9 protein-coding genes are annotated in these 10,867 nt (G+C 65.7%); 5 read left to right on the top strand and 4 right to left on the bottom strand.

The genetic code is table 11. From position 1 onward, the window contains the following. Window positions 1-244: 244 nt before the first annotated feature. Window positions 245-727 carry a hypothetical protein gene (locus tag ABN028_RS34535; protein ID WP_349699562.1) on the top strand — a complete coding sequence of 161 codons (483 nt, stop codon included), beginning with the start codon at window positions 245-247 and terminating at the stop codon, window positions 725-727. A 604-nt stretch (window positions 728-1,331) separates the two neighbouring features. Here the strand turns inward: ABN028_RS34535 and ABN028_RS34530 are convergent. After that, window positions 1,332-2,519 carry an FAD-dependent monooxygenase gene (locus ABN028_RS34530; protein WP_349699561.1) on the bottom strand — a complete coding sequence of 396 codons (1,188 nt, stop codon included), beginning with the start codon at window positions 2,517-2,519 and terminating at the stop codon, window positions 1,332-1,334. Window positions 2,520-2,582: 63 nt separating this feature from the next. On the opposite strand from ABN028_RS34530, the gene ABN028_RS34525 reads away from it, so the two are divergent. Together ABN028_RS34525 and ABN028_RS34520 are read left to right on the top strand one after the other, a co-directional pair. Next, window positions 2,583-3,194 (top strand): PadR family transcriptional regulator, encoded by a 612-nt coding sequence (locus ABN028_RS34525; protein ID WP_349331527.1) that lies wholly within the window; start codon window positions 2,583-2,585, stop codon window positions 3,192-3,194. A 161-nt stretch (window positions 3,195-3,355) separates the two neighbouring features. Next, on the top strand, window positions 3,356-3,532 hold the full coding sequence (locus tag ABN028_RS34520; protein WP_349699560.1) for a DNA ligase-like domain-containing protein: 177 nt from the start codon (window positions 3,356-3,358) through the stop codon (window positions 3,530-3,532). Window positions 3,533-4,170: 638 nt separating this feature from the next. Here the strand turns inward: ABN028_RS34520 and ABN028_RS34515 are convergent. From ABN028_RS34515 to ABN028_RS34505, 3 genes are all read right to left on the bottom strand, one after another. After that, window positions 4,171-4,665, bottom strand: coding sequence for a GNAT family N-acetyltransferase (locus ABN028_RS34515; protein WP_349699559.1), 495 nt, complete (start codon window positions 4,663-4,665; stop codon window positions 4,171-4,173). Window positions 4,666-5,684: 1,019 nt separating this feature from the next. Then, a complete protein-coding gene (locus ABN028_RS34510) occupies window positions 5,685-5,984 on the bottom strand; it encodes a hypothetical protein (RefSeq protein WP_349699558.1) in 300 nt (99 codons plus the stop codon). 1,352 nt (window positions 5,985-7,336) lie between these two features. Next, window positions 7,337-7,909, bottom strand: coding sequence for a hypothetical protein (locus ABN028_RS34505; protein ID WP_349699557.1), 573 nt, complete (start codon window positions 7,907-7,909; stop codon window positions 7,337-7,339). Window positions 7,910-8,294: 385 nt separating this feature from the next. On the opposite strand from ABN028_RS34505, the gene ABN028_RS34500 reads away from it, so the two are divergent. Beyond that, window positions 8,295-10,178, top strand: a complete 1,884-nt coding sequence (locus ABN028_RS34500) for an IS481 family transposase (protein ID WP_349699556.1) — start codon at window positions 8,295-8,297, stop codon at window positions 10,176-10,178. A gap of 5 nt (window positions 10,179-10,183) precedes the next feature. After that, window positions 10,184-10,522, top strand: a complete 339-nt coding sequence (locus ABN028_RS34495) for a hypothetical protein (protein WP_349699555.1) — start codon at window positions 10,184-10,186, stop codon at window positions 10,520-10,522. Window positions 10,523-10,867: the final 345 nt, after the last annotated feature.

Here is a 10,867-nt window from a genome sequence, read left to right as displayed (position 1 = left end):
AGACGTCCGCGAGTGGATCAACAACTGGAACAAGAACCCAAGACCGTTCGTCTGGAAGAAGACCGCCGAGGAGATCCTCGACTCCCTCGCCCGATATATCGCACGAATTTCAGGCGGAGGACACTAGTGGGTGACTACGGCCTCATCGAAGAGTCGATCTTCAACGCTGGCGACCCGCGAATCCTTGCCGCCGAGCCAGGCGCACGGCTCATCTACAAACCGCGACGACTGGGAGCCGGCGTTTTTGATCTACGAGATCGGGCAGGTTTTCAGAGTGTTCGGCTCGCGGCTGGACGAGTACTCGCCCGAGTCGATCGCCGCCGCCCACGACGCGTGCGCGATCGTCATGCCACACGCCTACGACGCCGGCCCCGACCAGGAAGTGGCCCAGTTCCAGCTTGCCAGCTCGATCGGCGCCGACGGAGCCCAAACCAACCAGCCCGCCCTGATCGTGGCCGCCGCCGGTGAACCCGTCGGCTCGAGGCGGCTTACCCGCCGCGAGCACGTCGCAGGTGCCAAGGTGTGCCTGGTCAACGCGGCCAACGGACTCGGCTTCCCCGGTAAGACTGTGCGCTTGGTCAAAGACGAGTTGTCGACCGACCTCGTTACCGGCCTGGATGGGTGCGTTGGGGTGCCGACCGTGAACTGGCGCGGCGCTTCGGTGTCCTTCGCCGGCGACGGGGCCGTACATGCGTCGACCGGGCGGATCACACCGAGCACCGGCTAAGCGGTCAGCACGCCTCAACGAGACCCACCGGAGTCCCATCCATCAGATCCATCGCACCCGGGCGAGACGGCCTATGGCTCGGCAGGCCCGGTTGCCTAGACGGTCCTGAGATTCCTGTGCAACCGGCCCGGTGGCTGGGGCGTCCTCTAGCTGCAGGTATAAGCGGCGCGGGTCAGGTCTGCCGGGTGCAGCCAGCACGCGGCCGCAGTGTTTATGGGGCTGGGGCATGGGGGTCTCGCAGTGACTACCGCAATCTTCTGGGCAATCCTCGCCGTCATCTACGCCGGCCTGGTGCTGCTCCTTATCGCGCTCGCCGCAACAACAAGGCATGCGCACCGGAAACGGCTTCGAGCGATTTCGCAAGCGAAGATGTCTAGCTACGTTCCCCACCAGCGATCGGCTGTCCACCCCGATCCTCAGCACAGACCTGCCGCGAGGATGCAGAAGATCGCCAGGGTAGCGAAGTAACTGCAGGGTCGACCGGATACGGATCTAGGTTGCCCCATTGGCTGCTGACGCAGCCGAACCTGTCGGGGTGCCAAGCATCGCTGTGCCTTGGTGTTTTGGCGGCAAGCCCCGAACACCTCCGGGGTCGTCGGATGGGTCAGGTGGTCACGGGCGCTTCCCAGTTGATGCGGTAGTCGTGTACCCAGTCCGAGGTGCTCCGTGCCGCCTGCCGCGCGACCAACGGAATGACGATCCGATCTCTGATCAGCCCACTCACCCTGCCCGGGATCTTCTGGTCGCTGGTCCGCTTGGCCCGGGTGATGAGTTTCTCCACGCGTCTGCGGCGTAGCGCCTCGAAGGCGGCGAGGGCAGCGCCTGTGTCGGGCTGGTCGCGCAGGCACTTCGCCAGCACCACGCCGTCTTCGATCGCGAGGGAGGCGCCTTGGCCCGAGGTCGGTGAGATTGCGTGGGCAGCGTCGCCCAGCAGCACTATCGAGGCAGAGTGCCACCTGGCGACTGTGGGCAGATCGCAGGTGTTCCATGGCGTCAGGATGTCGTCGGTGTGTGCGATGAGCTGGAGTGCTGGAGTGTGGTCGTCGGCGAATAGCCGCTGGAGTTCGGTACGCCATCGCGACGCCAGCTCCGCGAGCGCATCCCGGCTCGCCTCGGCAGCGCGCGGCACGTTGGCGAACCACCACACGTCGCCTGGACCGCGCTTGACGTAGGCGAAGAACGCCCGTCTGCCGAAGGTCATCGTGAACACGCCGGGCTGGGTCGCTACGTCGATTCCGTGGGCAAAGCCGCCGGTGTTGAGCAGGCCGGTGTAACGAGGGGGTCGGCCGTCGGGGTTCAGCAACGCACGGGTGCGCGAGTTCAGGCCGTCGCCACCGATCAGCAGATCTCCCTTGGCTCGAGTACCGTCGGCGAAGGTTGCGACCACCCGGCCGTCGGCTCCTGTCGTCGCGTCGAGGAGTTTCTTGCCATACTCGATCGCGATCCCGCGGCGGACCGCCTCGTCGCGGAGTCCAATGTAGAGGTCGGAGCGCCTGATGCTCTGGCTGACCAGACCGTTGTCGGGCCTGCCGATCGCGAACGTGCCGAGAGGGCGGCCCGCGCTGTTCTGCATCGCGAGGACTGGCGTGTCGAACCCGCCGAAGTCGCGGGCGTCGACGGCGATCAGCCGAAGCGCGGCCAGTCCGTTGACGGCGACTGTGAGGAACGCTCCGACCCCGTCTGCCGAGCGGTCGTACGCCTCGTAGATGGTCGCGTCGAGGCCCGCTTGTCGCAGGGCCATCGCGGTCACGGGTCCGGTGATGCCCGCTCCGATAATGATCGCCTTTCGCATGCCTGACACCATAACCTGGTTAGCCATACTATGGCTAGTAGGATTCTGAACTAGGGTGAGCACGTGATCGAACCGCCCCGACCACGGTCCCCGCTGGCTATGGTGCTGCTGGCACTTCTGGCCGAGGAGCCAATGCACGCCTACCGCATGCAGCAGCTGATCAAGATCCGACGCAAGGACGATGTGGTCAACGTCGCGCGGAGCAACAGCGTCTACCAGACGATTGACCGCCTGCTCCGTGACGGGCTGATCGAAGTACACGAGAAACTCGCAGGCGGCGTCGGGCCGGGCCGGATCGTCTACGCGATCACCACGAACGGCCAGAAGACACTGCGCCAGTGGACCGACACCATGCTGTCGACGCCGGCTCGGGAGTTCCCCGAATTCCGCGCCGTGCTGGCGGTGCTCGCCATCATGAGCCCCGACGCGGTACGCCCCCAGCTCGAACGCCGGGCCGAGGCACTGCAGTCCACACTGGCACAGGCCAGGCGGGAGCAGCAGATGGCACGAAAACTCGAGCTTCCAAGGATCCTCATGCTCGAACACGAGCACATGGTCGCCGTGACCAGGGCCGAACTCACCTGGCTCCGCAACGTCCTCGCCGACCTCGGCTCCGGCAAGCTCACCTGGTCGACCGAAGAGATGCTTGCCATGCGAGACAAGTTCGAGTCATGACATCGATGAGAACTGCGCCGGTTCGCGATCCGCAGCGGGGAGTTTCAATCAGCCGCTGACACCCGCAGCCCCGCAGCAGACCAGTCATAGACATGTCCCACCACGTAGAAGTCCAAGTCACAGGGCCAATCCGCGATCACTCCAAGATAAGCGGGGAGATCGTGAGATGGCAGGACCGGCGGCTGGACTTCGCCGGCCTACAGCGGCAATACACCCAACGTCGACGCGCTGCCGAGTTCGCCGTGACCCATCCGGGTCACCTTGTGCTGTTCGACGTCCTCGAGAGCGCCCGCGGCGGCGACCTGCGACCGCCAAGGTTGTCGACCGTGTCTTGGTGAAGAGGCGGTGTCCCGCCGAAGCCCGGCGCACGAGGCGGCGTCCAGTGACACACGGCGTCCCAGATCTTGAACTGGAGGCCGAGCACGAACCCGCCTCATGCCCAAGGCACTCCGAACTTCGCCGCGTATACGCCACACCGATCCCACCGCACCACTGACGCACTACGCGGCACTTCTCTGACCAGGGCAAACAGCGGAAAACAGCCCGAAGGCGACGGTCCGCGGGCCGTTGCCCACTCCGACGGGATGGTTCCCAGCCAAACCGGGTTTGACCTGGGCTTTTGCATCGTGGCAGGTGTTGGATTCGAACCAACGTAGCTTGCAGTGGCGGTTTTACAGGCCTACGGTCAGACCGCTTCTGACCTGCAAGGACGTCTCCGTGACAAAGCATTTCGGGGAGCATTCGGGGGACGCGGCACAGCACATGTACGGCAACTGCAAAGGACCTTCGGGTTTCTGGCTGCGCTGAGCGTGGACCATAGTCGCGTCCGAGGCTTACCGTCCTGACCGTGGTTGACCGTTGCCGACCATGATCGGCCCTGGCTGGGGCACGCGGAGGGCACGCCGACCTCACCTCCAATGACACAAGAGCCCCGATGCGTGCCCTACACACGCCAGGAAGGGCGAACACCGGTCGGTCAGCGGATGAGGTCCTCGCCGGCTTGTTCATGCCGTACGCCGCGATCCGGGTGGAACGCCATGTGAAAGTCCCTCTCGGACTCGGCGTGCTGCTCGAAGCCCAAGCGCTCATAGAGCCTGCGCGCGCTCACGTTGTTCCTGTCGACGTCGAGATGCAGAGGTTTCGCGGTGGATCGGCTCTCCTCGATCAGTGCCCTGATGAGATGGGTGCCGATTCCGTTGCCCTGGAAAGCCGGGTGGATCTGAATTCCCCCAAGTAAGATCCGGTCCGGGAAGCGGACGACCCGGAACCTGCCCGCTGGGGCGCCGTCGAGCTCGATGATCGAGAGGATGCTCTCCGGCTCGTCCGCGCCGAAGTACCCGTCGATTCCCTCGGCAAAGGCCTTCCGACATTCCTCGACATCGATCGACGGATCGACTTGTGCTTCGACATTCGCCAGCACGTCAGCGAGGACGGGGATGTCATCCCTCGTAGCGGTGCGAAGCGAGATCATGACCACTACAGTGAGAGCGCATCGGCCAGATCACAACCCGTTTTCTGGGACCGCATCGGGCTGGCGTGCCGACCTTCGACGTCCCCGGACACCATCGCCCCCACGTCTGACGCTGGCCGCGTTCGTGCGGAAGCGGATCGACTCTTCGCCACCAGGTGGCGCCGTTTCCGCTTGATCAACGTCGGGGGCCTCACCAGGTTGGAGCGGTCACATGTCACGAGACTGCCCGTCTGCCGGTGCGACCCGAAGCCAGTGATCCACCTCGCCCCAGCGTGGCACCTGCCGGACCACCCTGCCGCCGTCAGGTCGCAGCGGAGGTTCGCCACCGTTCGGTGGTCGTGCCGTGTCCGCCAGGATCTCCTGGACGGACCACAGCCGACGACCGTCGTAGTCCGCGCCGCCCATCTCGGGTTCGGTCGCGAGATCCCACTCGTAGGCCCAAGCGACGGCGAGAGTGCCGTGGAGCGTGTAGGGTGACCGACTCTTGGCCCGGGTGGATCCTGGTAGGTGACGAGCAACAGGTCGCTGGTGTCCAGAACCCAGGTATTGCCAGAGGATCGGGCACTGCCGGTCGCCTTGTACAGGCCGCGCCCGGTACCCGTGGGTCGAAGGCCGTCCACGTCCTCGGCCTCGGCTCGGTGGTCCGCAACGATGGCCATGCCAGCGACAAAGGTGTTCCCCACGCGCAGCGGTGCGATCTCACCGTCTTCTACCAGCGCGGAACACAACCGAACCCAGAGCGGCTCGTAGGCAGCCATGTCACTGAGCGTAGAGAAGCTAGCGACTGGCAGCTTGGGAATCGTACATATCCGGTGCTGGGAGCCGTCTTCCTGGCGCGAGCGAATGGCTGGAGCGGCCTGGAGGCCCCCTGGTTGTCCTCGGCTAATGGCCCGTTAATGGCCCGCCTGACCCTCTCGATGCGAACTGTCGGCGCCCAGGTTTCAGGCGTGCGACAGGCCGTCTCGGGCCTGGTCGGGTCCACCATCCCTGGCGGTGCAAGTCGTCGGTCAGGCTGGGCCTCAGTCGGTGTCGTGCTGGGTGGGGTCGACGCCACAGAGCTGGATGAGGCCCAGCCCTCGGCGACCATCCGGGATGCAGACGTACAGCGTGAACGTTCGGTCCCGTCGCTCCGCTTCCGCCCATGCGAGGACCTGTGCAACGTCTGCGCCGGTGATCTCGTACTCGTAGGCGTGCCACATCACCTCTTCCTGCCGGATGCCCGGCGGAGCGGGTGGCTGTCGCCAGAAGTAGACCCGAAACGCTGGGGGATCGGCCAGACCCCAGGCCTCGTCGCGCGGATCGACCGGCCGTACCTCCATGTGGGCAGTGCCTCAGAGCAGCGGCCGGAGTGGAGGGCGCCGAGCGCACGCTGACCTCAGATCCAAAATTCCATCCGGACCTTCTGCCAGCGTCCACAGACGTCTGTCACGCGGCGGCGGAGAGACCGGGACGTCCGCGCAAGTCCAGGTCCGTCCAGACCCGGTGTTAGCAACGCCGTTAGCAAGCTCCCCCGAGCACGGCCAGCTTGGAAGATGTGCGCTCACCCCCAGCGTGGCTGAGTCGCGCTCACGAAGCAGGCGAGATGACCGCTGTTGACCGATGAGCGCCGAGACGTAGCCGCCACGTATGGCACGTATGTGGCACGCCGGGTGCTCGACCGGCGGAAGCGGCAACAGGCGGCTGGCAAGGACCGCTCGGGGGCCACATCAGAGGGACAGCCCACCGACGACTTCACCATGCGCTGCAGCTACGGTCGGTTCATGCGGCTTCTGGGAGGTTCCGCGAGTCCGATCGGCTGGTCGGTTCAGTATCTTGATGCATCCACAGATGTTGTGCTCGACGCCGTGCGACAGGTGCGCTCCGACCATCGCGTGAGCATCTGTCCGGCTCAGCCGTATCCGAGTGTGCTCGACCACCTTCCTCCATTCGAGTCGCCGTGGACGCGAGAGCTTGTGATGCCATGTGGAAACTGGTCCGCGTACCTCAACAACGACATCAACGGCGGCGACCCGACAGCGATCGGGCCCGCTGTTTCCCGCCGGCTCGGCGTTCGCTGCGTGGTAGTCCAACATGCGCCTCGATACGGCCCCGGCCACGAGGGAACCCAGCTATGGGTATCGGGTCCCGAGGGCGAACCGCCATTGATGTATGAGCGGACCATCGAAGCGGTGGCTACCGACGGCCGATGGGAGTGGCACACATCGGGACAGCCGTTCCCCTTCGAAGACGTGTCGCGCTATCGCTCGCGCCGAATCCGTGACCGGTTCGATCGACCGCTCTTGATCGAATATCTGCATCATCTCGGAATCCCCGCAGATGACGAAGCGGCGTACGGTCCCGGCATCGTCGTCCAGCAGCTGGTGGACTGGCCACGCCGGACAGTCTCCCTCGATCAAGCCCGAAGCGAGATCGGCCCATGACGACGCGCGACGTCCCGGCGCCCAAGGATCGCGAACCCCGACCTTCTTATCCGTAGAGGCAGGCAACTCGACCTCCTCGTCCGCGCTCCGGAGGTCGTCGACCAGGTGCTCATCGTCGCCCGGTGTTGCAGGTCGTTGGGGTCGGGCTCCGGGGTCAGCTGACCGCGCGGTCAATGTTCGACGTCCTAGTGCCCTCTCCTGCCGCTTGGGCATCAGGTGCCGATCCCGAGCCCCATGCCATGAACGCGAGCTCAACAGGCATCGCGTGCCTTGTCCACGAAGGAGTCTTGCGATTTGACCTGCGCTGCTTCGTGATAGTGCTCCGCCACGAGCACCTGGTCCGGACCGATCCGGGCGAGGTCGGCCGTGGTGAAGTCGACGCTGATGGCGTAACGCCGACTCGCGCCCCAGAGGCTGTATTGGACACCGGCCCGCAGCTCGGTCAACGCGTCCTCCCTTACCTGCCATCCCAGCGGCGGCGGGCCGAACAGTTCCACCTCGAGGACCTCACCGGTGCCGTCCCCATCGACGGTCCATGCCACCAGGCTGGCGTCTGAGGATGCCGGCCGGTCCTCGTACACGCTGAGGGAGGAGAATGATCCGGCGCAGGTTACGAGCACGCCGATCGGCCGGTCACCACGCACCGCCAACGCCACAATCGGCTCGTGAGGGGGCGTGCAGGCCGACAGCGGCCACAGCAGTATCGCCCCGACAAATGTGGTCAGAAGTCTGCGCATGATCGGATGGGGCCTCTGAGCAATCTCCCCGCGCGAATCAACCGCCGCCAGCAGCTTCAGACAGTAAACCCCGGGCCCCGATTCCACCAGCTCGTGGCTGACCAGCCGACGTCGACCATGGGTCCCCGTCGTCCTCGCAACCAGCCAGATTGAAGGTCGGAGCGGAGGCGGTCAATGGTCGGCGGAGCCGATCACGAAGTGACGCCGCAGGCGCCATTGAGGGCCGGAGTGGAGGCCGGAGACTGGCATGCGAGGAGGACGGGGCGGTCACCTGACAGCGATGTTCAGCCAGCACGACGACATGCTCCGCCCGGCGAGCCCGAGGACGGCGCCCCGGCGCCGCCCGCAAGGGCGGTAGCCGGGCGGTGCGCCGCGTCAGCGGCGCCTTGATCTCATAGAGGTCAACTCAGCAACGCTGAGCCGAACGCCCGTGCCCTGTGCCACCTGATGCTTGACAGTCGTGTGCCACCTGATGCTTGACACTGGTCGTGTTCGGCCAACCTGTTTCGGCGGCGTTCCGCGGGGCGTCGCTGATGAGGGGAGGCCGGGATTGGCGCTGGTTGCGTTGTCGGTGGTGGAGCAACGTCTGGATGCGGTGCCGGCGGTTCTTTCGGGTTCATCGGTGACGGAGGTAGCTGCGGCGGCTGGTGTGTCGCGTCAGCTGCATGCGTGGATGGCTCGGTATCTGACCGATGGTGTGGCGGGTTTGGCGGATCGTTCGCATCGGCCGGGTTCGTGCCCGCATCAGGCTCCTGCGGCGGTGGAGGTGCTGGTCGCGGAGATGCGGCGGAAGCATCCGCGGTGGGGCGCGAAGCGGATCCGGTTGGAGTTGTTGAAGAAGCCGCCGGAGGGTCTGGTGTTGCCATCGACGAGGACGATCAACCGGATCCTGACCCGGCAGGGGCTGGTGGTGCCTCGGCGGCGGAAGCGTCCGCGTGATTCGTATCGGCGGTGGGAGCGGCCCGGTCCGATGCAGCTGTGGCAGATCGACATCGTGGGCGGGGTGATGCTGGTCAACCCGGAAACCGGGGAGCTGCGGGAAGCCAAGGTGGTCACCGGTGTGGATGACCATTCCCGGTTCTGTGTGATGGCGGCGGTGGTGGAACGGGCCACCAGCCGGGCGGTGTGCTTGGCGTTTGCCCAAGCCCTGCAGCGATTCGGCGTGCCCGAAGAAGTCCTCACCGATAACGGCAAACAGTTCACCGACCGGTTCGGTAAGGGCGGGGAGGTGATGTTCGACAAGATCTGCCGCAAGAACGCCATCACCCACCGGCTGACCCAGCCGGCCTCCCCGACCACCACCGGCAAGATCGAACGGTTCCATCTGACGTTCCGTCGGGAGTTGCTCGACGACTGCGGTCCGTTTGAGTCGGTGGAGGCCGCCCAGGCCGCGATCGACGCCTTCGTGGTGGAGTACAACACCGACCGGCCACACCAAGCACTTGATGAGCACGCGCCAGTCGCTCCGGCTGAACGGTTCGCCGCGGTCCCCGACGGCCAACGCGGCCTGCTCGAGCTGTGGACACCGCCGACACTCGCCCCGGCCCCACCGGCCGCTGCCCACGAACCGGCTGGTCCCGTGCCTGAACCGGTGTTGACGCCGGCACCGTGGGCGGGTGGTCCGATCGAGTTCGACCGGGTGGTGCCACCCAGTGGCAACCTGCAGGTGGCCGGCAAACAGTTCTGGCTTGGCCCGGTCCGGGCCGGCATGGTCGTCCAGTTCTGGGCCGACGTCGACCTGATCCACCTGCTCATTGCCGGGGCCAGAGTGAAGACCGTCCGCTCCCACCTCACCATCAACGACCTGGCCCGGCTAGCCGCCGAAGGAGCGGTCAACGCCGGACCCTCCCCACTGCCACCAGCCGAACGCACTGGCGGCGCGGTCGAGATCGAACGGATCGTCTCCCGAGTCGGCATCGTCTCACTCGGCTGCCGACAGATCCTCGCCGCCGAAATCCTCGCCGGCCGCCGGGTCGGCATCCGCGTCGAGGCGGCCACGTTGATGTTCTACGACCTGGAAACCCGCGAGCTGCTCCGCACCCGACCCAACCCACTCACCACCGCCGAGATCCGCCGGCTCCGTGGCTCCCGCCCAGCCGGCCCACCTCCCCGGCCATCTACCGAACCGATCCGGGTGCAACGGCGAGCCTCCAACACCGGCATGATCACCGTCTGCCGGCAGAAGGTGGCCCTCGGACGCGCCCACAAACACCGCACCCTCACCATCGCCGTCTCCGAAACCACCCTGGCCATCGAACTCGACGACGGCGAGATCCGCGTCATCCGCTGCACCACCACCCTGCCCGTCCGCAACCTCAAATCCGAGCGAACACGCACGTCACAGCGTGCATACTGACCTGCGTGGCAGTCTCCGAAGTCGCCGGCTGGGTCTGGCCGGCGAACCTCCGCACAACCATGCAGTACCTGTCGATGTGGATTGGCTACGACTTCGACGACACCGACTGGGACGCCATCAACCACGGGTTCCTCAAAACAAGCGGCGACCCTCCCGGGCGCCCCCAGTACGACTACCCGATCGTCGGCTCCCCGATCCTCACGGTCCTGCTCGCTCGTGACCCCGGCGCCGATCCAGTCAGCGTGCTCGTCCGCGGCGAGATGGACGACATCCTCCGCGCACGGATCGACACCCTGCTCTCCATCCTCGCCGAGGTCCAACCCGCCCCCGATCCAGACGCGTAGCATCCAACACCACTGACCGCGGACGGACCCCTCACTTACCTAGGCCAAGTGTCAAGCATCACCTGGCACAGATCCGTCAAGCATCAGGTGGCACACGGCATGAGCCGAACGCCCGTGTCGTGTCTCGGGTGATGCTTGACAGTTGTGTCTCGGCTGATCCTTTACAGGAATGACAGAGATCGACTCGACTCGGCGCGACGGCGCGCTCAGCGGCATGGGAGTGCGTGCTTGTGCGACTCTGAGTGGTGGACTCAGGCCTGAGCAGGGATGAAGCGGATCAACTGGCATCGAGCGTGCGTCGAGCCGTCGAGCACGATGTTGAGGTCCTGGCAGATGGGGAGTTCT

The sequence above is a fragment of the Actinopolymorpha sp. B17G11 genome, assembly GCF_040196095.1.
In the GTDB taxonomy this organism is placed as follows: domain Bacteria; phylum Actinomycetota; class Actinomycetes; order Propionibacteriales; family Actinopolymorphaceae; genus Thermasporomyces.
The sequence above is the reverse complement of the archived record's forward strand: the minus strand, read 5'-3'. Positions and strand labels throughout refer to the sequence as shown.

Excerpts from the sequence above, each read along its gene's own strand:
- ABN028_RS34530 (WP_349699561.1), bottom strand. The coding sequence starts at position 2,519 with ATGCGAAAGGCGATCATTATCGGAGCGGGCATCACCGGACCCGTGACC.
- ABN028_RS34515 (WP_349699559.1), bottom strand. The coding sequence starts at position 4,665 with ATGATCTCGCTTCGCACCGCTACGAGGGATGACATCCCCGTCCTCGCT.
- ABN028_RS34510 (WP_349699558.1), bottom strand. The coding sequence starts at position 5,984 with ATGGAGGTACGGCCGGTCGATCCGCGCGACGAGGCCTGGGGTCTGGCC.
- ABN028_RS34500 (WP_349699556.1), top strand. The coding sequence starts at position 8,295 with ATGCTTGACACTGGTCGTGTTCGGCCAACCTGTTTCGGCGGCGTTCCG.